At 71.7% G+C, this 20,283-nt stretch carries 13 protein-coding genes; 4 read left to right on the top strand and 9 right to left on the bottom strand.

The window, feature by feature from the left end; translation table 11 throughout:
* Positions 1-489: 489 nt before the first annotated feature.
* Complete coding sequence (locus ACK8GG_RS20050; RefSeq protein WP_440356991.1) at positions 490-2,478, top strand: acyl-CoA dehydrogenase family protein; 1,989 nt, start codon at positions 490-492, stop codon at positions 2,476-2,478.
* Positions 2,479-2,511: 33 nt separating this feature from the next.
* Here ACK8GG_RS20050 and ACK8GG_RS20045 read toward each other — a convergent pair whose 3' ends face one another.
* Both ACK8GG_RS20045 and ACK8GG_RS20040 read right to left on the bottom strand, forming a co-directional pair.
* The gene (locus ACK8GG_RS20045; protein ID WP_440356990.1) at positions 2,512-2,706 is read right to left on the bottom strand and encodes a hypothetical protein; all 195 of its coding nucleotides are present in this window, start codon (positions 2,704-2,706) and stop codon (positions 2,512-2,514) included.
* A gap of 151 nt (positions 2,707-2,857) precedes the next feature.
* A complete protein-coding gene (locus tag ACK8GG_RS20040) occupies positions 2,858-3,646 on the bottom strand; it encodes a TerC family protein (protein WP_440356989.1) in 789 nt (262 codons plus the stop codon).
* Between the two features lie 272 nt (positions 3,647-3,918).
* Here ACK8GG_RS20040 and ACK8GG_RS20035 point away from each other — a divergent pair, with 272 nt between their 5' ends.
* Positions 3,919-4,980, top strand: a complete 1,062-nt coding sequence (locus ACK8GG_RS20035; protein ID WP_440356988.1) for a LacI family DNA-binding transcriptional regulator — start codon at positions 3,919-3,921, stop codon at positions 4,978-4,980.
* A gap of 39 nt (positions 4,981-5,019) precedes the next feature.
* Here the strand turns inward: ACK8GG_RS20035 and ACK8GG_RS20030 are convergent, their stop codons facing one another.
* From ACK8GG_RS20030 to ACK8GG_RS20000, 7 genes are all read right to left on the bottom strand, one after another.
* On the bottom strand, positions 5,020-6,654 hold the full coding sequence (locus ACK8GG_RS20030) for a fucose isomerase (RefSeq protein ID WP_440356987.1): 1,635 nt from the start codon (positions 6,652-6,654) through the stop codon (positions 5,020-5,022).
* A complete protein-coding gene (locus ACK8GG_RS20025) occupies positions 6,651-8,183 on the bottom strand; it encodes an FGGY-family carbohydrate kinase (protein ID WP_440356986.1) in 1,533 nt (510 codons plus the stop codon). Before ACK8GG_RS20025 ends, ACK8GG_RS20030 begins: the two co-directional genes overlap by 4 nt.
* A gap of 61 nt (positions 8,184-8,244) precedes the next feature.
* Positions 8,245-9,243: a substrate-binding domain-containing protein gene (locus tag ACK8GG_RS20020; RefSeq protein WP_440356985.1), complete on the bottom strand. Its 999-nt coding sequence runs from the start codon at positions 9,241-9,243 to the stop codon at positions 8,245-8,247.
* Positions 9,244-9,336: 93 nt separating this feature from the next.
* A complete protein-coding gene (locus tag ACK8GG_RS20015) occupies positions 9,337-10,428 on the bottom strand; it encodes an ABC transporter permease (protein ID WP_440356984.1) in 1,092 nt (363 codons plus the stop codon).
* Positions 10,425-11,981 carry a sugar ABC transporter ATP-binding protein gene (locus tag ACK8GG_RS20010; protein ID WP_440351096.1) on the bottom strand — a complete coding sequence of 519 codons (1,557 nt, stop codon included), beginning with the start codon at positions 11,979-11,981 and terminating at the stop codon, positions 10,425-10,427. The genes ACK8GG_RS20015 and ACK8GG_RS20010 overlap by 4 nt, the downstream gene beginning before the upstream one ends.
* A gap of 44 nt (positions 11,982-12,025) precedes the next feature.
* Positions 12,026-14,149 (bottom strand): family 43 glycosylhydrolase, encoded by a 2,124-nt coding sequence (locus tag ACK8GG_RS20005; protein WP_440356983.1) that lies wholly within the window; start codon positions 14,147-14,149, stop codon positions 12,026-12,028.
* Complete coding sequence (locus ACK8GG_RS20000) at positions 14,149-17,439, bottom strand: DUF2961 domain-containing protein (RefSeq protein ID WP_440356982.1); 3,291 nt, start codon at positions 17,437-17,439, stop codon at positions 14,149-14,151. Before ACK8GG_RS20000 ends, ACK8GG_RS20005 begins: the two co-directional genes overlap by 1 nt.
* Positions 17,440-17,632: 193 nt before the next feature.
* Between ACK8GG_RS20000 and ACK8GG_RS19995 the strand changes: the two genes are divergently transcribed.
* Both ACK8GG_RS19995 and ACK8GG_RS19990 read left to right on the top strand, forming a co-directional pair.
* The gene (locus ACK8GG_RS19995; RefSeq protein ID WP_440356981.1) at positions 17,633-19,084 is read left to right on the top strand and encodes an FG-GAP repeat domain-containing protein; all 1,452 of its coding nucleotides are present in this window, start codon (positions 17,633-17,635) and stop codon (positions 19,082-19,084) included.
* Between the two features lie 20 nt (positions 19,085-19,104).
* Positions 19,105-20,283 (top strand): N-acetylmuramoyl-L-alanine amidase (locus ACK8GG_RS19990; protein WP_440356980.1); only part of this gene is annotated, 1,179 nt, incomplete at its 3' end.

The raw sequence follows: 20,283 nt of genomic DNA, 5'->3' as shown, positions 1-20,283 counted from the left end.
CATCCATCGACGCGAGCGCGCGGCGCCCAAGTGACCAGATTGGCCGGACGAACATCGGCGATCCATTCGCCGGCCCTCGATGATCCACCGGACGGAATGCTTCCCCCCGCCTCTTCCGTCGAGTCAACACAGGATCTCCGCTGACGCGAAGGCCGGCCTGGTGGCGCTCAAAACAGAAACAGCCCTCTCTGGTGATCGACCCCCGGGGCAGCCCCGCCTACCGTCCTTACTCGACGGCTCGAGCCGCGGCTGTCGGATGACCGGCGGGCGCACCCAGACCGCACTCGCCGGTCATCTTCATGCTGCACGCCATGCCGCACATCCCCACCTCGCGCGCTGCTGACCGCGGGGGCCGCCGGTCCACGGACCGGGACCGCAGCCCTCGGTGGCCCGGCTCACCGCGATCCTTCCGAGCGAATCAGCAGGGGCGGACGTATTCTTGATCAGGTACAGACTTCACCCATATGTCCGATCAGCCAAGGGGTGACCATGCCCGACGCGTCCCGCCACATCGACCTCGCCCGCCTGCAGGAGGTGCTCGACGGACCGTGGGCCACAGTCCGGCACGCGCACCGCGACCACCTCGATGAGCGCTTCCTCCCGGTATACGGCGAAACCGTCGATCAGGCACGCGAACGGATCACCCGGCTGCTGCACGAGCTCCCCGTCGAGCTGGGGATCGCCGGAGGTTTTCCGGTCGAGTACGGCGGCCGCGCCGACGTGGGCGCGTCGATCGTCGCCACCGAGATGCTGGCGCAGGTCGACCTCTCGCTGATGGTCAAGGCGGGCGTGCAGTGGGGGCTCTTCGGCGGTGCCGTCGCGGCGCTGGGCACCAGGCGACACCATGACACCTACCTGCGGGACATCATCGCCGGTGAGCTCTTCGGCTGCTTCGCGATGACCGAGACCGGGCACGGCTCCGACGTGCAGGCGCTGCGCACCACCTGCACGTACGACCCGCGGACGCAGACCTTCGACCTGCACACCCCGCACGAGGCGGCCCGCAAGGACTACATCGGCAACGCCGCCCGGGACGGGCGGATGGCGGTGGTCTTCGCGCAGCTGATCACCGAGGGGCGGTCGCACGGCGTACACGCGTTCCTCGTGCCGATCCGCGACGCCGACGGCAAGCCGATGCCCGGCGTGACGATCGGCGACGCCGGCCACAAGGGCGGGCTGCTCGGCGTGGACAACGGCCGGCTCAGCTTCGACCATGTCACCGTGCCGCGGGACATGCTGCTGGACCGGTACGGCCAGGTCGCCGAGGACGGCACCTATTCCAGCCCCATCGAGGGCGACTCCCGGCGTTTCTTCACGATGCTCGGCACCCTGGTCCGGGGCCGGGTGAGCGTCGGCGGCGCGGCGTCGGCGGCGACCAAGTCGGCGCTTGCCATCGCGGTGCGCTACGGCGACATCCGCCGCCAGTTCGACACCCCCGACGCCGACCGGGAGGTGCTGCTCAACGACTACCTGGCCCACCAGCGCAAGCTGCTGCCGGCGCTGGCCACCACGTACGCGCTGCACTTCGCCCAGGCCGAGCTGGTGAACGTGCTCAGCGAGGTGCAGGGCGGCGAGGGTCCGGTCGACGAGCACCGGCAGCGGGAGCTGGAGTCCCGAGCCGCCGGTCTCAAGGCCGCGCAGACCTGGCACGCCACCCGCACCATCCAGACCTGCCGGGAGGCCTGCGGGGGCGCCGGCTACCTCTCCGAGAACCGGCTGCCCAGCCTCAAGGCCGACACCGACGTCTTCACCACCTTCGAAGGCGACAACACGGTGCTGCTGCAGTTGGTCGCCAAGGGCCTGCTCACCGGCTACCGGGACGAGTTCGGCTCCCTGGACGGCTGGGGGCGGGCCTCCTTCGTCGCCGACCAGGTCCGCGACATGGTTCTCGAGCGCACCGCCGCGCGGTCGCTCATCGAGCGGCTGGTCAGCGCCGTGCCCGGCCGGGACGACGAGGTCGCCGTCACCGACCGGGGCTGGCAGCTCAAGCTCTTCGAGGACCGCGAGGAACACCTTCTCGACAGCGCGGTCCGCAGGCTGCGCGGCGGCGCGAACAGCAAGAAGGACCGCCCCTTCGACATCTTCAACGACGTCCAGGACCACATCCTCACCGTCGCCGCCGCCCACATCGACCGGGTCACCCTGGAGGCGTTCGTCGCCGCCATCGAGGAGGTCACCGACCCCGCGGTCCGGGAGCTGCTCTCCCAGGTCTGCGACCTCTACGCGCTCAGCGTGATCGAGGCGAACAAGGGCTGGCTGCTGGAGCACGGCCGGCTCACCCCCGCCCGCTCGAAGGCGATCACCGGCGTGGTGAACGGCCTGCTCAAGGAGCTGCGCCCGCAGATGCGCACCCTGGTCGACGGGTTCGGCATCCCCGACGCCTGGCTGCACGCCGCGATCCTGCGCGAGGAGCCGGACCGGCAGGAGAGCATGGCCGCCCACGACGCCGCGGGCCAGCCGCAGGCGGTCGGGGCGTAGCCGCGGCGCGGCCCTCCCCTGCCATGGCGGCGGTCACGCCGCGGTGCGGCCTGCTGCGGATTCCCGGTTCCCGTCGTGCACAGTCTGGGTGGAGACTGCGCACGACGGGAACGGGAGGGCGATGAGCGGCCAGAGCGGGCGGTGGCACGTCACCGCGCTGCCGACGACCAGCGCCGGGGTGGAGCGGGCGTTCTCGTACCGGACAGGCCCGCCGACCAGCACGTTCACCGTTTGCAGGCGATCCCGCGATTTCGTGGGGGCACAACGCCACCGCGGTTCGGACAATCACCGCTTCGCAGCCGCCACAAACCCGGTCACATCGCCCGGTACTCGCGCCACCGCCCGCCGATGCCCAACCCGGCGGGCGGTGGCGCGATGCTCAGCCCGCGACCTTGGCCGGGTCCGGCTCCGGCTCGGCCTCGCCCTTCTTGACGTACGTCGGGTGCAGACCCACCGGCTTCGCCTCACCCCGGTTGCGGCGCGCCCGCAGGTTGAGGAACTCGACCAGGACGGAGAAGGCGATCGGTCCGTAGACGTAGCCCTTCGGGATGTGCTGGTCGAGGCCCTCGGCGATCAGGCTGGCGCCGATGAGCACCAGGAACGACAGCGCCAGCATCTTGACCGTCGGGTGCTTGTTGACGAACGCGCTGATCGCGCCGGCCGAGACCAGCATGATCACCATCGCGACGATGACCGCCGCCACCATGACGAACAGCTCGTCGACCATGCCCACCGCGGTGATCACCGAGTCCAGCGAGAAGACCACGTCGAGCACGAGGATCTGGACGATCACCGCGCCGAACGAGACGGCCTTGCCCGACTTGGCGTGCTCCTCCCCCTCCAGATGCTCATGGATCTCATAGGTCGCCTTGCCCAGCAGGAACAAGCCACCAAGCAGCAGGATCAGATCCCGCCCGGATATCTCCTGGCCGAGCACGGTGAACAGCGGCGCGGTCAGACCGATCACCCAGGACAGCGACGCCAGCAGGATCAGCCGCGTGATCAGGGCGAGCGAGAGCCCGATCGTGCGGGCCCGGGCCTGCTGGTGCGCGGGCAGCCGCCCCGCCAGGATCGAGATGAACACGACGTTGTCGATGCCCAGCACGACCTCCAGCAGGAGCAGGGTCGCGAACGCGATCCACAACTCGGGACTGGCCAGTAACTCCATCTCACCCCTCGACTCTCAGGCTGCCGCCGGGTGCGTCCCCGCCGGCAGTCGACTGTTGAGGGAATCATCCTGGCCGCGGGCGGCCGGAACAAGGACCGGGCGCGCAGCCGACGGGCCCGGGGACGCCCATCCCGAGGTCGGAGGAAATCGATTCCCTGCCACTAGGATCTCAGCGACACTCTCGGAAGGCACCTCGCGACGGACCGTGGCGAAACACATCGATATTTCCGGGCCCCACCACGGGACCACACACCTACACAGGGGACGGCCACATGACGACCATCTATGACGTGGCCCGGGCGGCCGAGGTCTCGGCGTCCACGGTGTCGCGGGTGCTCAACGGCCACGCCTCGGTGGACCCCGACCTGGCGGCGCGGGTCCGCCAGGCGATGCTCGACCTCGGCTACCGGCCCAACGCCGTGGCCCGCAGCCTGCGCCGGCAGCGCACCAGCCTCTGGGCTGTGATCATCTCCGACATCGGCAACCCGTTCTTCACCGCTCTGGTGCGCGGCATCGAGGACGTGGCGCAGGAGGCGGGCTTCTCGGTGGTCCTCTGCAACGGCGACGAGGACCCCGAGAAGGAGACCCGCTACGTGACCGCCGCCCTGGCCGAACGGATGGCCGGCGTGATCATCTCGCCCTCGGGGCGGCCGGCCCTGATCAACCAGCTCGCCGAGGCCGGCATGCCGGTCGTGGCCATCGACCGGCAGCCGCGGGGAGTCTCCGTGGACACCGTGCTCGTGGACAACGTCCACGGCGCCGAGGCGGCCACCGCCCACCTGATCGACGGCGGATATCAACGGATCGCCTGCATCACGGGTCCGCGCCGGATCTCCACCGCTGTGCAGCGACTGCGCGGCTACCAGAAGGCGCTCCGCGCCGGCGGCCGGAGTGCGACGGAGGACCTCATCCGCCACGCCGACTTCCGGGAGGAGGGTGGCTACCAGGCCATGGCCTCGCTGCTGAGCGCGGCCGAGCCACTGGACGCGGTCTTCGTCGCCAACAACCTGATGACGGTGGGCGCGATGCAGTGCCTGGTCGACCGGGGCGTCGCCGTCCCCACCGGATGCGGCGTGGTCGGCTTCGACGACATCCCCTGGGCACACCTGGTGCGGCCGTCACTGAGCACCGTCGCCCAGCCCACGTACGACCTGGGGCGGGCGGCGGCCACGCTGCTCACCGAGCGGATCGCCGACCCCGGGCGGGCGCCCTCCACCGTCACGCTGGCCACGACCCTGCGGGTCCGGGAGAGCTCGGTCCGGCCCCGCCGGGCCGGGCGGCTCCCCGGCGAGCGGCTCCCCGCCGATCCGGCCGCGCCCACCCCGGCCGGCTGAACCCGCGCCGGACCACAGCGCCGACTGCACCGCGCCGGATCAGAGCGCGACCTCACCGCAGAGATGCACGCGTACGCCGAGGGCGTCGAGCATCGCGGCCTTGACCCGCAGCGCCCGGTCGGCGGCCCCGGCGTCGGGGGCGTAGACCACGTTGACATGGTTGGCCTTGTGCCGGGCCATCAGCTGGTCCCGGTCCACGCCGTGCAGCACCGCGTGCATGATCGGCCACTGTGGATTGGTCGCCGCCAGGCGGCGCTGCGTCTCGGCGGCCGGCAGCTCCACCACGGTGCCGCGTCCCAGGTCGGCGTGGAGCACCCCGTCCATGATGAAGATCCGGGACCAGACGATCTCGCCGGGGCGGGACACGCCGCTGAGGGTGCCGCCGCCGAGCGGGAAGTACATCGGCGGCTGCCGCATGCTGTACGACCGGTGGTAGCCCCCGTTGTGCGAGGCCGGTACCGCACCGGATATCTCGAACACCCAGACGAAGTCCGGCCCGTACCGTTCCCCCCAGCGGATGTCGTGCAGGGTCGTCGCCGGGTCCATCCCCATCGCGGTCCAGATCCGGTTGGTGATCAGCGAGTCCACCGCGACGCCCTCGTCGACCTCGTTGAAATGGGGCAGGGCACGTCCCGGATAGAGCTCGCGCGAGGCGTCGCGGCTGGTCACCGGCGGGCGGGCCACGTTGTTCAGCAGCCCTTCGGCCAGGTCACTCGCCGGCACCGTGTCCTTGAGACCCTGCTGGTACTGGATGCCGACCGCGTCCAGCCCGAAGTCGTCGGCGATGCGCAGCGCCGCGATGTACATCTTGAACTGGCTGAGCAGTTGCGCGTCGGTCAACTCGGTGGCCTCGTCCGTGCCGGTGTGGAAAGTCATCCCGGCGGCGTCGAGCCACGCCCGGACCCCCTGTGCCTCCGCGTCGGGTACCCGCGACATCTCCGCCACGAGCGCGCTCTGCGACAGCCGCTCCTTGAATATGCCGAGCGGGTTGAGCAGCTCGTCGTCGATGATCGCGTTGTACATGCCCATGCAGCCCTCGTCGAAGACGCCGATGACGGCCGGCCGAAGCCGCAGTTGGCGGGCCAGCGCCACCCCGAGCTCAACCTCCGGGTCCGACGGCAGCGGCGGCAGGTCCCGCACGTGACTCTCGTCGTGGCGCACCTCGCCGGTCTCCAGCCATGACTTCAGTCCGTTGCGGGCCCACTCGTCGGTGAAGTCCGCACTCCACAGCGCCGAGTAGCGCACGCCCGCCTTGGTGAGGCTGCCGGCGAGGTTCAGCAGGCCGACCAGGCCGGGGAACTGGCCGCTCCAGTTCGCCACGAGCAGGATCGGCCCGCGGTGGGACCGCAGCCCGGCCAGCACGTGATGGCTGTACTGCCACACCGCCTCCACCACCATCAGCGGGGCGTCCCGCGGAATCTGCTGGAACACCTCGATGCCGGCGCGCTGGCTGTCGATGAAGCCGTGCCCCGCGACGGTGTCCACCGGATGGGTACGCCGGGTGTACCAGCCCAGGGCGCCGACCGCGGCGGCGAGGTCCGCCTCCAGGCGTTGCTGGGTCGGCCAGCCGGTGACGTTGGCGCTCAGCCGCAGGTCTCCGCTGGCGACGGTGTAGACGGTCAGGGGGGCGGTGACCGGCGGATCGGCCAGGACCGGCAAGGTGTAGTCGCTCACGATTCCTCCTCCTCCACTGGTTCATCGGCACCGGGCTTCGGCGCGGTCGCGAAACGGGCCTGCCGGGCCGCCAACGCGTGAGCGACGGCCTTCGAGCCCGCGTACAGCTGCCGGTACAGCCCGTACAGCTCGTCGTAGTCGGCGGCGAGCGCCGGACGCGGCTCGCGGACCTCCCGGATCGGGTTCCACCGGTCGATGTCCACCGGCTGCACCGTGCCGGCGGCGAGGAAAGCAGCGCCGTAGCTGGCGCCGATGGTGACCGATGGAATCTGCTGCGGCCGGCCGGTGATGTCCGAGACGATCTGCGTCCAGAGCTCGCCCTGGGTTCCGCCGCCGACCGCCACGACGCGCCGGATGTCACCACCGGCCGCCTCGATCGCTTCGATGTTGTGGCGCACCCCCAGCCCGGTGGCCTCCAGCGCGGCCCGGTAGATGTCACCACGCCCGTGGGAGAGGGTCAGGCCGGCGATGACGCCCCGGGCGTCGGGGTCGAGGATCGGGGTGCGCTCGCCGGCGAAGAACGGCAGCATCAGCAGGCCGCGCGCGCCCGGCCCGGAGCGCTCCGCCAGGCGCAGGAGCTCGGGGTAGTCTCCGGCGTCGAACAGCTCCCGCAGCCAGCCGGTGACCGCCCCGGAGGTCGCCATGCCGCCCGCCAGGTTGCGGGTGCCCGGTAGGGCGCCGACGGTGCCCCACAGCGACGGGCTGGTCAACCGCTGCGGCACCGTGTGCAGCAGGAACATGGTCGTGCCGTACATGAGCATCAGGTCGCCGACGCGCTGGGCACCCACGCTGACCGCCTCCGACCAGGCGTCGATCGTCCCGGTCACGACCGGGATACCCGGCGGCAGCCCGGTCGCGGCGGCGGCCCGCGCGGTGACCCCGCCGGCCACCTCACCGGGCCACCGCAGGTCGGGCAGGTCCAGCCCGGGGGCGATCTCGTCGGCCCAGGGCCGGTACCAGTCCTGCGCAGCGCTGTCGTACAGCGGCGTGCACTGGCTGGCCGAGTGCTGGTCCAGCAGGTAACCGCCGGTCAGCTGGAAGACCAGCCAGGAGCTCGGCATGAACAGCCGCCGGGCCCGGCTGAACAGCTCCGGCTCGGTGTCGGCCACCCAGGCGATCTTCGCTCCCGCCGCCTGGGTGGAGAGCGCCGACCCGCACCGTCGCAGGATCTCGTCCGCCCCGAACCGCGCGGTGAGCCGGGCGATCTGCGGGGTGGAGCGGGTGTCCACGCCGTACAGGATGGCCGGTCGCAGCGGGGTGCCGTCGGCATCGGTGAGCAGGACGCACGGCCCCATTCCGCTGACGCCCACCGCGACCGGTCGGGCGTCGCCATCGGCGAGCAGGTCGCGGGTGAGGGCGACGAAATCCTCCCACCAGACTCGGCCGGCCATCTCCACCCAGCCAGGTCGCGGCCGGTCCACCCGGTGCTGGCGGACACGGGAGTGCAGCACCCGGCCCGACAGGTCGACGAGGACCCCCTTGCTGCTGGACGTGCCGATGTCGATTCCGAGTACCGCTGCCACCGTCATGTCGGGTCCCCCGATCTCCAGCTCCGGCTCGCGGCCCGCCGCGGGCCGCGCCGATCGGCGCTCAGGAGACGCCGCCCAGTCTGGCGTACGCCTCGGCGGCGTTCTCCCTGGTGATCTGCATCGTGCCGAGCGTGGTGGTACGCGGAACGTCGGTGCTGCAGTCGACCAGGATCCGGCGGGCCAGGTCGACGGCCTCCCGGCCACCCGTGGCGTACTGGAAGGTGGCGGCGAGCCGGCCCTGCTCGACCGCCTTGATGCCGCCCGAGGGCACCGGCAGCGCGTCGATGCCGGTGAACTTCACCTTCGTGTGCAGCCCGGCCGCCTTGGCTGCCAGGTACGCGCCCTCGGCCATCGGGTCGTTGTGGGCGTAGACGGCGGCGGCGTCCGGATGGGTCTTGAGCAGGGCGTCGGCCACCGACAGGCCCTTGTCCCGCAGCCAGTCCCCCGGCTGCGAGGCGACAATTTCGATCTTCGGGTTGCCGGCGATGCCCTCCCGGAAGCCCTGGGCCCGCTCGGCAGCCGGCGTCGAACCGGGCAACCCGCTGATCTCGATGACCTTGCCGCCGTCGGGCAGCAGCGTCCCGGCGTAGAACTCGCCGGCCGCCCGGCCGATCGCGACGTTGTCCCCGCCGATGAAGGCTGTGTACGCCTCCCCCTCCACCTTGCGGTCGAGCACGATGACCGGCACCCCGCGGTCGTAGGCCTTCTGCACCACCGCGGTCAGCGGCTTGGCCTCGTTCGGCGAGATGATCAGCAGGTCGACCCGCTGGGTGAGGAAGTTCTCCACGTCGGCGACCTGCTTACTGTTGTCCTGGGCGGCGTCGGCGACCACCACGGTGAAACCGGGCACGCCCGCGGCCGCCGTCTGCACGTCGTTGTTCATGACCTGCCGGTACGGCTCGGCGTTGTTGGCCTGCGACATGCCGATGAGGAAGTCCCTGCCGGCGCCGCAGTTCGGCGCCGCGGCGTCGCCGTCGGAGGGTTTCTCGACGCTGCAGGCGACGGAGGAGACGAGCGCGCCGGTGCACAGCAGCGCGAGGAGGACAGGACGGGTGCGCATGATGACGCTCCTTGCTCGGTGGCGGTGCTTTCCCGGTGGTGGTGCTTTCCCCGTGGTGGTGCTTCCCCGTGGTGGTGCATGCCCGGTGGTGGTTCAGACGATGCTGCGGCGCAGCTTCTGCAGCCCGGCGGCGGCGACGATCACCAGCCCTTTGATCAGTAGCTGCACGTTGGCGTCGATGTTGTTGAGCGCGAGGATGTTGTTGAGGATGCCGAGCAGCAGCGCCCCGGCGAGCGTGCCGCCCATCGAGCCGGTGCCGCCGGCGAGGCTGGTGCCCCCGATGACCACCGCGGCGATGGCGTCCAGCTCGTAGCCGGCGCCGTCGTTGGGGCTGCCCTGGTTGAGCTGTCCGGCGTGGATGACACCGGCCACCGCGGCGAGCAGGCCGGCGATGGCGAAGACCGCGACCTTGACCCGCAGTACCGGCACACCCGAGAGCCGGGCGGCCTTCTCGTTGCCGCCGATGGCGTAGACGTGGCGGGCGAAAGCGGTCTTGCGCAGCACGACGATCGCGGCCACCCCGATGCCGACGAAGAGCACCGCCGGGACGGGCACCACGCCGTTGATGCTGCCGTTGAGGATCTCGAACGCCGCCGGCGCCTCCTGGGGACCGTCCCCGTAGGCGATCGGAATCCCGAGCCCCCCGGACCAGATCCGGGCGAGTCCGCGCGCGACCTGGAGCCCCGCGAGGGTGACGATGAACGACTGGATGCCGAGCCGGGCCGTCGCGTAGCCCTGCAGCGCGCCGAAGAGCGCGCCGATCAGCAGCACGACGGTGACCGCCGCCACGATGCCGAACCCGGAGTCGACCATCAGTGTCGCCGTGCCGACCGCGGAGAGGCCGAGGATCGCGCCGACGGAGAGGTCGATGCCGCCGAGCAGGACGACGAACGTCATGCCGACCGCGATGATCCCGATCTCCGACACCGCGCGGACGACATTGCCGAGGTTCTCCGTGGAGAGAAAGATGATCTCCCCGTCGCGGCGGGGAGAGACCACGACGGCCAGCACGAACACCAGCAGCAGCGCGAAGAGGCTCTGGACGGCGAAGAGCCGCTCGACGAGTTCGCCCCGGCCGGCCGGGAACCATCGGTGCCCGCCCGTCGCGGTGGCGCCCGGCCTTTCCTCCCCGGCGGGCCCCACCGCCGCGCCGGGCCGCTTTCCCGGTGCGCTCAGGTGCGTCATCGCTCGTCCCCTCCGGCGGCCGCGCCGCCCATCGCCGCGGTAAGGATCTCCTCGCCGGTGCAGCGCCCGGCCGGCAACTGCGCGACGACCCGCCCGTGCCGCAGGACGAGGATCCGGTCGCAGACGCCGGTCAGCTCGGGCAGCTCCGAGGAGGCCAGGAGGATCGCCATGCCGTCGTCGGCGAGGCGGCGCAGCAACCGGTATATCTCCGCCTTGGCGCCGACGTCGACACCCCGGGTCGGCTCGTCGAGCAGCAGCAGGCGGGGGCGGGTGAGCAGGTGCCGGGCGAAGACGACCTTCTGCTGGTTGCCGCCGGAGAGCGAGCCGACCGGTGCGCCGGCCGACGAGGTCTTGATCGCCAGGGCGGTGATCTGCTGGTGGACGGCGTCGCGCTCGCGTCCACTGCGTACCACTCCGGCGGTGGTGAAGCGCCGCAGCGCGGCCAGCACGATGCTCCGGCCGACGGCGTGCTCGAGGACCAGGGCGGCGCGGCGGCGGTCCTCGGGAACGAAGCCGACGCCGGCCCGCAGCGCGCAGCGGGGACCGCGCGGGGCGTACGGGCGGCCGGCCAGCAGGAGCCGGCCGCTGCGGCGGCCGGGCGGGCCCGCGCCGTACAGGGCCTCCAGCAGCTCGGTGCGGCCCGCCCCCATGAGGCCGGCCAGGCCGACGATCTCGCCGGCGCGGACGGTCAGACTGACGCCGGCGGGTTCGCAGCGCCCGGGACGCGCGCTGCGAGGCCGTACGGCCAGATCCTCGACCTCCAGCACCTCGGGCCCGGCCGGCCGCGGCGGCCCGGCCGAGCCGGCGCTGAACAGGGCCTGCGCCGGGCGGCCGACCATCAACGTGATGATCCGCTGCCGGTCGGCAGGCCCCGGTCGCAGCGTGCCGGCCACCTCCCCGTTGCGCAGGACGGTGGCCCGGTCGGCGATGTGTTCGATCTCCTCGAGGCGGTGGGAGATGTAGACGACGGCCACGCCGCGCCCGCGCAGCGCGCGGATGGTGGACATGAGCCGCCGCACCTCGGCATCGGCGAGCGCGGCGGTCGGCTCGTCCATGATCAGGACGCGGGCGTCGAGGGAGAGCGCCTTGGCGATCTCCACGAGCTGCTGCTCACCGACGCGCAGCGAGCCGACCGGACGGCCCGGGTCGATCTCCACGCCGAGCGGGGCGAGCCAGTCGCGGGCGGTGCGGGCCATCGCCCGCCGGTCGAGGGTGCGCAGCCGGGTCCGCGGCTCGCGGCCGAGGGTGAGGTTCTCCGCCACGGAGAGCGCCGGCACCAGGTCCAGTTCCTGGTGGATCGTGGCGATGCCGGCGGCCTGGGCGGCGGCCGGGCCGGCGAAGCGCACGGGCTCGCCCCCGAGGACGATCTCGCCGTCGTAGTCGGTGACGACACCCGCGAGGATGTTGATCAGAGTGGACTTCCCGGCGCCGTTCTCGCCGAGCAGGGCGTGCACCTCACCCGCCCGCAGGGTGAGGTGCACGCCGCGCAGGGCCCGGACGCCCCCGAAGCGCTTGGTGATTCCCGACATCGCGACGGTCACCTGGTCGCTCATGCGGGCGGACCCGGGGCCCTCAGGGGAGATCGCGGCCGCATGGCCTACGGCACCGCGTTGACGGCGGCGTGCACGGTCTCGGCGAAGGCCGTGTCGCGCGTCGCCGCGCTGGCCGCGAACCGCCACGTCCCGCCCGCGTACTGCCCGGGAGGCAGCCCCAGACCGCCGTTGCGCCACAGCGGTTGCCAAGCCGCCATCGCGTGGCCGGCGTCGTACCAGGTGTTGTCGCCGCGCCAGGCCGAGTGCCAGCGGTGGGCGGTGACCAGCGACAATCCCGGACCGGAGGTCATCGTCCAGGTGGGGAACCCGGTGACGTCGCCGGTCGGCCGGGCCGCCACGGCCGGGTCGCCGACCGCCGGCAGGGCGCCGTCGATGTTGAACGCCGCCTCCCACACCGGCGCCGTCGTCGGGCCGGTCACCGACCAGGTGACGTCGCTCTGCAACCCCGCGCCGCTCCAGCGGGGCGCGACCGTGAGCAGCCAGTCGGCGAAGACCGGCTCGTCACCCATCCGGATGCCGACCAGGTTGATCCGCGAACCGTCGGCGCTGATGTCCACCCGGGCCGGCGGGCCCGCCCGGTCGGTGACGTCGAAACCGCCGACCGCCAGGTAGGGGCCGGTCCCCCGGTGCGACGAGTCCAGCGCCGGGCGGTACGTCCCGGTCCCGTCGGGATCGACGGCCAGGGACGCGATGCGGGTGTGCGGCCAGGTCCGCACGTCGGCGCGGAGGAAGCCGGTGTTCACCTGGTACCCGCGGGCGACGACGCCGGTGGACCAGGTCAGCGGAGCGAGCCAGAGTCCACCCTGGCCCCAGCCGGCGTGGCTGAGATACCAGTTTCCGCCGTCGACCACGACCTCCGCGGCGTGCGCGTCGAGCACGGTCACCTTCTCGGCGCCCTCGAAGCGCAGCGGATCCCGGCTGCGGTAGACCGCGGTGCGCCGGTACGCCGCGCCGTAGTCGGCGCCGTCACAGCAGACGAAGAGGTACCACCAGTCCCCCCGGCGCACCACGAACGGCGACTCCGTCTGGCCGCCGGCCTGGCCGGTGCGCGGGGACGCGTACGCCACTGCCCGGCCACTCCAGTTCCGCAGGTCGGTGCTGGTGCGGTAGGCGACCACGTGGTTGCCGCCCTGCGGATGGGAGGTCGCCGTGTAGTACATGACCCACCGGTCACCGACCCGGGTCACCATCGGGTCGCGCGGCTCCCAGCCGTCGGTGAAGAGCGGGTTCGCCGGGCTGCGGGTCCAGGTGAACAGGTCGGTCGAGGTGGCCAGATGCATCCGGTAGTTGGCGTAGTCGGGGCTGCCGGCCGCGTAGAACATGTAGTAGACGCCGCGGTCGTAGATGACGTGCGGGGCCCAGATCCACTGCTCGCCTGCCCCCGGATCGGCCCAGAGTGCGGGGGGATGTTTCGTCCACGGCCCGGTGGGCGTGGGCGCGGTCGCGTGGCCGAAACTCCGCTCGTCCTGCGGCGCGCCCGGCTCGGCGTGGGTGATGGCGAAGGTGTGCCAGAGACCCGTGCGCTGGTCGCGCACGATGGTGTGGTCGTTGTAGTACCAGGCCGACGACTCCCCCACGCTCGGGTCGAAGACCCGGGTCAGTGGGCCCCGCGCCGGGGTCTCGGCCACCGTCTCGTACGCCGTGGTGGTCACCGACGCCTGCGGGCCGACGCGGCGCAGGGTGAGCGTGTCCAGGCCGGCGAAGAAGCCGCTGGAGGACGGGGAGCGGCCGGTCACCGTCACCGTCAGCCGGTGGCTGCCGGCGGTGAGCGAGGCCGCTCCCAGCGGCACCGACTCGACGCGCCGCACGGTGGGGGCGTGCCCGTCGAAGAGCTGACCGACGGTCACCCCGTCGACCGCGAAGCGCAGCAGGCCGTAGTCCGGGGCGCGGGTGAGCACGGCGCCGATGTCGTACTGCCCGGCCGTCACCGGCGGCAGCGACACGGTCACCGAGTCCCCCGCCCGGCCGGCGCGCAGCCAGAGCTGGCGCCCGCCAGACCAGGCGACCCCGCAGCAGTTCGACTGCGACTCGACCGGGGCGGTGGCCGACACGACGGTCAGCGACTCCGCCTCCACCCGGACGAGGTCGGCGGCGGTGGCCGCTGTGGCCGGTACGGTCAGCGTGGCGGCGCCGAGCAGGAGCGCCGCGAGTATCCGGAGCGCGCGCATCACGGCACGCTCGGCCGGGGCAGTTCGGTGCCGGGGGCGAACTGGTCGTGCCACTTGAGGCCGGGGCCGAAGCCGCCGCCGGTCGACAGTGCCACGTACACGTCCGCTCCGGCGCCTCGGGTGAAGGTCACCAGGTCTGCCTTTCCGTCGCCGTTGAAGTCGCCGATGCCGGGCAGCTCGTCGCCGACCGCGAACCAGTCGTGCCACTTGCCGGACTGGGCGACGAAGCGGGTGCCGTCGGAGAGCGCCACGAACACGTCGCCGGCGCTGCCGCGGGTGAAGGTGATGACGTCGTCGCGCCCGTCGCCGTCGACGTCGCCGAGCGCCGGCAGCTGGTCGCCGAGCGCGATCGAGTCGTGCCACTTCCAGCCCTCCTCGACGAAGCGGGTGCCGTCGGAGAGGGAGACGAACGCATCGCCGGTGCTGCCGCGGGTGAAGGTGACAATGTCGTCGCGCCCGTCGCCGTTGACGTCGCCCACCGCCGGGTACTCGTCGCCGATCGCGAAGTGGTCGTGCCACTTGAGGCCCGGTCCGAAGCCGCTGCCGGTCGAGAGCGCCACCCAGACGTCGCCGGCGCCGCCGCGGGTGAAGGTGATGATGTCGGCACGCCCGTCCCCGTTGACGTCGCCCACCGCGGGGATCTCCGTGCCGACGGCGAAGAAGTCGTGCCACTTGACCCCGGTGGCGTAGGACGTACCGGTGGAGAGCCCGACGTAGACGTCGGCGGCGTCGCCCCGGGTGAAGGTGATGATGTCGGCGCGCCCGTCGCCGTCGACGTCGCCGGTGAGCGGGATCTCCGCGCCGACGGCGAAGAAGCCGTTCCAGATCCGGCCGTCGGAGACGAACCGGCTGCTGCCGTCGGAGAGGGCGGTGGTCACGTCGGCGGCGTCGCCGCGGGTGAAGGCGACGGCGTCGTCGCGGCGGTCGCCGTCGGCGTCGCTGGTGTTGCGGGTACGCGTGGTGGCCGACACCTCCGCCGAGGGCGCGGAGACGTTGCCGGCGCCGTCGACGGCGACCACCCGGTAGTGACGGGTCTGCGCGGCCGGCAGCGGGCCGTGCCGGAAGGCGGTGGCGCGGGTCGTGCCGACCAGGTTCGCCGGGGTGATCGCGACGCCGGGAGCCCGCGAGGCGTAGACCCGGTATCCGGCGACGCCCACGTCGTCGGCCGGCGCCGTCCAGGACAGACCGATCGCGTGCACCCGGCCGGTCTCCAGACGCAGCCCGGTGACCGTGCCCGGCGCGCCGGCGTCGACGAACGGGGGCACCATGCTGTCGGCGTCGTAGCGGGCCGCCGTCCAGGCCGGCGCACCGGCGGCCGGGGTCAGGGTGACCGTGACCGTCGAGCGCCCGGCGGTCAGCGCGGCCGGGAGGACGAACTCATCGGCCAGCCAACGCTGCCGGTTGTTGCCCAGGGGCTGCAACCACACCCCGGCCGGTCTGCCGTCAACCGAGACGGCCACCTGCTGGTGGGCGCCGGCCTGGTCGCCGTGCCGGCGCAGGCGGACGCCCTGGTTGGCGGGGTCGACGGTGAGCCGGAAGCCGGCGGCGCCGGTCGTGGCGCGCACCTGGCCGGTGACGGGGACGTTGTCGTCGTCGCCCTCGTACGCGCTGGTCAGCGCGGACTGCGTGCCGGAGTCGGTGTACCCGTGCGCGGCGCGGGCGGCCGCGTCCCCCGTGACCAGTGTGTCGGTGCGGCGCAGGCTCACGGTCGGCTGGGTGTAGAGGAAGGCGGTCGAGGCGTAATCGGCGGGCATGTCGTTGGCGGGGCCGTGCTCGATGCCGAACCGCAGCGCGGTCGCGTACGACACCGCGTCGCCGATCATCAGGCGGTAGACGGCATCGCACTCGTCGACGCACCCGCCGGAGCGGAACAGGTGTGCGGTGTTGCCGGTGAAGACGCCGCTGTACTCGCCCCGGTTGAAGTACCACCCGGACTCGTAGAAGTCCTCGGTGCCGGTGCCGTAGATCTGCGGCGTGGGCGAGCCGTCGACGTGGATGCGCTCGTCGCCCTCCAGGTAGTTGCGGGTGTTGCCGCCGGTGATGTGGCCCCGGGCGGTCTGGGAGACGCCGACGAACCGTCCGCGGCCGGCCTGGTCGGCGACGATCCAGTCGCTGCCGCCGACGGTCTCGGCACGCCGGGACTGGGTGGTGAAGTAGCCGGCGGCGCCGTCGGGGGCGAGCGCACCGGTCCAGGCTGCGCCCGGAGCGGTTGTCACCTCCGCCTGGACCCCGTTGACGGCGGCGCCGGTGGTGTTGGTCAGCGCCACCGTGGCGGTGGAGCGGAACGGCATCGGCCACCAGGCGCTGTACCAACCGCCCGGCGCGGCGTCCATGGCGAACATCAGCGAGCGGACGGGGCGTTCGCCCAGGCCCGAGCCGAAGAATTCGCCCACCGGGCTGTCGACGGTGGTGCGTCCGTCGAAGGTGATGCGCAGCCGCAGGCCCGACAGTGCCGACGCGGTGGCGGCGGCGTCGGGCAGCCGCAGCCTGAGTGCGGTGACGGCGCCGGGACCGGTGAGGGTGGCGAGGGTTGAGCGGCCACCCGCGGGGACATCGACCCGGGCAGTTTTGGTGCTCGCGCCGGGCTGGCTCGGCTTCGGGTCGCGCAGGCCGGCCGCGCGCAGCTTGTCGACCACGTCGACGGCCGGGTCGGCGGGATCGAACCGGGACACCCCGGCGGCGTCGGCGAACGTGCGGTACGTGACGTGGTGGAAGAGCGGGTTGTGCTGGGTGGTGATCCGCATCGACTCGCGGTACGGCATCGGCACCTTGACGGTGACGCCACCGGAGGTCTGATCGGCGTTGGTGACGAGCGGGAACACGAACGGGTGGCCGAGACCGCCGTCGACGAGACGCTGGAGGCTGGTGTCGACCACCGTGACCCCGTCGAGTTCGATGCGGATCCAGCCGGTGGCACCGACGTTGCCCCCGTCGCGGGTGAACCAGATCGACTGCACCTCACCGGGTCCGCGATCCTCGGCGATGACGCAGCCGCCCGACTGGCGCAGGCACGAGTAGGCGCCGCTGAAGCCGTCGTCGTTGGAGCCGTCCCGGGCGAAGCTGGAGAACTGCCGGGTGCGGCTGCCGGCCGCCAGCTCGGGCAGCCGGTCGAGCCGGCGGTAGACGTCCCAGCCGACCGGGCCCTTGTCGGCGGCGACCGCGAGCGGCTCGGTGGCGAACTGGGTGGCGAGCGGCGCCGGGGCGGACGGCGCGGCGTGCGCAGCCGTGGTGGGGATCATGACCGCCAGCGCCGCCGCGAGTGCCGGCCAGCGGAGGGTACGGGGTTTCATGGATGTCCCTCCAGGATGACCAGGAGCGCCAAGAAATCGATTGCCCGGCAGTTAACTGCGTACATCGTCAGATGTCAATACTTTCCGCCCACAACGCCGGGTTGACGAAGGAAGATTTCGCCACGCATTGACAGCGATCGAGGTCCTGACAATACTCCTCGGCAATCGATTTCTCGCCCCTGGAGGGAGCATCGTGAGACGCACTCCCCTGGCTCTGCTGATCGGCCTCTGCACCGCACTGGCGCCGGTCGTGGCGACCGCACCGGCGCAGGCCGATCCGCCGATCGGCACGCTGGAATGTCCCTCGATCCCCGCCACGCACGACCCCGCGATCACCGTGATCGTCTACCGGGTCTCCCGCGCCCACAACGTCAACGACAAGGTCCTGCTCTCCGCGTTCGAGACCGGCTGGGTCGAGTCGCGCATGAACAACCTGCCGTGCGGTGACAAGTCATCGCTGGGAGTGTTCCAACAGCGGTGGGACTACGGCTGGGGGACGCCGGAGCAGATCATGGATCCGGTCTACGCCACCACGCAGTACCTCGTCCGTGCGATCGTCTGCGACCGGAACAACCCCCACTACACCGCCGGTCAGGTGGCCCAGTGCGTGCAGCGCTCCGGTCACCCCGCCCGCTATGACCAGGCGGAGGCCAAGGCCCGGACGCTACTCGCCGAGGCGACGCGTACCCACGCCATCGCCGGTGGGTCCGCCACCGATGTCAACGGTGACGGACGCGACGACGTCATCACCTTCACCCACGGCACCCTCGCCGACGTCTACGTCAGCACCTCCACGGGCACCGGTTTCGCCGGCACCTCGGTGAAGTGGAACGACTTCTTCTCCATCGGCGGCGAGACGGCCTCGACCGGCGACGTCAACGGCGACGGACGCGACGACATCATCACCTTCGCCCACAGCAACACCGGCGACGTGTACGTGGCGCTGTCGAACGGCAGCAGCTTCGGTGCCGGGCAGAAGTGGCACGAGTGGTTCGCTCCCGGCGCGGAGATCGCCGCGGTCGGGGATGTCAACGGTGACGGCAAAGACGACATCGTCACCTTCACCCACAACGCGGCCGGGGATGTCTACGTGGCGCTCTCCACGGGGTCGTCGTTCGCGGGCACTGCGGTGAAGTGGCACGACTACTTCTCCATCGCCGGCGAATTCCCCGCCCTCGGCGACGTCAACGGAGACGGCAAAGACGACATCATCACCTTCACCCAAGGCCCCAACACCGCCTCCGACGTCATCATCGCCCTCTCCACCGGCACCAACTTCGGCCCACCACAAAAATGGCACGACCTCTTCGCCGTCGGCAACGAACAACCCCGCGTCGGCGACATCAACGGCGACGGCAAAGACGACATCGTCACCTTCACCTGCGACACCAACGCCGACGTCTACGCCGCCACCAGCACCGGCACCACCTTCACCGGCACCACCATCAAATGGCACGACTTCTTCTGCCTCCCCGGCGAATTCCCCTACCTCGCCGACGCCAACGGAGACGGCAAAGACGACATCATCGTCTTCACCAAAAACAACACCAACGACGTCTACGTAGCACTCTCCACCGGATCAACGTTCGCCCCCAGCACCAAATGGCACGACTACTTCGGCCTCAACGGCGAAACAACCCTGTGACGCGCGGACGGGAGATCCCCATGAATGTGCGCAGACCCGCCTGGTGCGGGGCCATCGCCGGCGTCCTCGCGGTGGCCCTACTGAGCCCCGTGGCGCCGGCCACCGCCACGCCGACCGGATCCGCCGGTCCCCTGGAGACGGCCTTCACCCGGGCGGCGCACGAGTTCGACGTACCCCGGGACCTGCTGGTTGCCGTCGGTTACGGCGAGACCCGGCTCGACGGGCACGGGGGCCTGCCCAGCCAGGCCAACGGCTACGGCGTCATGCACCTGGTCAGCAATCCGCGGCAGCACAGCCTGGAGCGGGCCGCCGAGCTGACCGGGCATCCGGTGGCCGACCTCAAGTCGGTGACCTCGGCGAACATCCGCGGCGGCGCGGCCGTGCTGCGCGACATCGCCGACGCGGAGCAGCTCACGGCCGCGGACCGGGACCGGGTCTCCGCCTGGTACCCGGTGGTCGCGCGGTACGCCCACGCCGTCGACGACGCCACAGCCCGCCTCTACGCCGACCATGTCTACGACCTCCTGCGGTCCGGCATCGACGCCGCCCCGGTCCGGGTGGCGCCGCGCCCGGTGCAGCCGGAACTCGGCCGCTACGCCCGCGTCGCCCCGGCCGGCACGACCGGCCCGGGCACCCTCGCGCTGCCGGAGTACGCGCCGGCCCGCTGGGTCGCCGCGCACGGCGCCAACTACGCGGCCGGCCGGTCGTCACCGATCACCACGGTGGTGCTGCACGTGACCCAGGGCTCGTACGCGGGCACTATCAGCTGGTTCCAGAACCCGTCGTCCCAGGTCAGTGCGCACTACGTGGTGAAGTCCAGCAACGGTGAGATCACCCAGATGGTGCGTGAGGGCGACACGGCGTACCACGCACGGTCGGCCAACCCGTACTCCGTGGGGATCGAGCACGAGGGTTACGTCGACAACCCGAGCTGGTTCACCGACACCATGTACCGCTCGTCGGCCGCGCTGACCCGCTACCTCTGCGACAAGTACGGCCTGCCGAAGAACCGCACCGCGATCAAGGGCCACAACGAGATTCCGGGCAACAGCCACACCGATCCCGGTCCGCACTGGAACTGGAACTACTACATCTCGCTGGTCAACGCCGGTGGCGGGGCGAGGCCGGGGGCGGACCGTTATCTCGGGGGATCACCCACCGACTTCACCGGCGACGGCAAAGACGACATCGTCACCTTC

This window comes from Melissospora conviva, assembly GCF_049523535.1.
Taxonomy (GTDB): domain Bacteria; phylum Actinomycetota; class Actinomycetes; order Mycobacteriales; family Micromonosporaceae; genus Melissospora; species Melissospora conviva.
This window is presented reverse-complemented; position numbering and strand designations above follow the sequence as displayed.

Coding starts and splice junctions, on each gene's coding strand:
- ACK8GG_RS20000 (WP_440356982.1), bottom strand. CDS start 17,439: ATGAAACCCCGTACCCTCCGCTGGCCGGCACTCGCGGCGGCGCTGGCG.
- ACK8GG_RS20015 (WP_440356984.1), bottom strand. CDS start 10,428: ATGACGCACCTGAGCGCACCGGGAAAGCGGCCCGGCGCGGCGGTGGGG.
- ACK8GG_RS20005 (WP_440356983.1), bottom strand. CDS start 14,149: ATGCGCGCGCTCCGGATACTCGCGGCGCTCCTGCTCGGCGCCGCCACG.
- ACK8GG_RS20020 (WP_440356985.1), bottom strand. CDS start 9,243: ATGCGCACCCGTCCTGTCCTCCTCGCGCTGCTGTGCACCGGCGCGCTC.
- ACK8GG_RS20040 (WP_440356989.1), bottom strand. CDS start 3,646: ATGGAGTTACTGGCCAGTCCCGAGTTGTGGATCGCGTTCGCGACCCTG.
- ACK8GG_RS20050 (WP_440356991.1), top strand. CDS start 490: ATGCCCGACGCGTCCCGCCACATCGACCTCGCCCGCCTGCAGGAGGTG.
- ACK8GG_RS20010 (WP_440351096.1), bottom strand. CDS start 11,981: ATGAGCGACCAGGTGACCGTCGCGATGTCGGGAATCACCAAGCGCTTC.
- ACK8GG_RS20035 (WP_440356988.1), top strand. CDS start 3,919: ATGACGACCATCTATGACGTGGCCCGGGCGGCCGAGGTCTCGGCGTCC.
- ACK8GG_RS20025 (WP_440356986.1), bottom strand. CDS start 8,183: ATGACGGTGGCAGCGGTACTCGGAATCGACATCGGCACGTCCAGCAGC.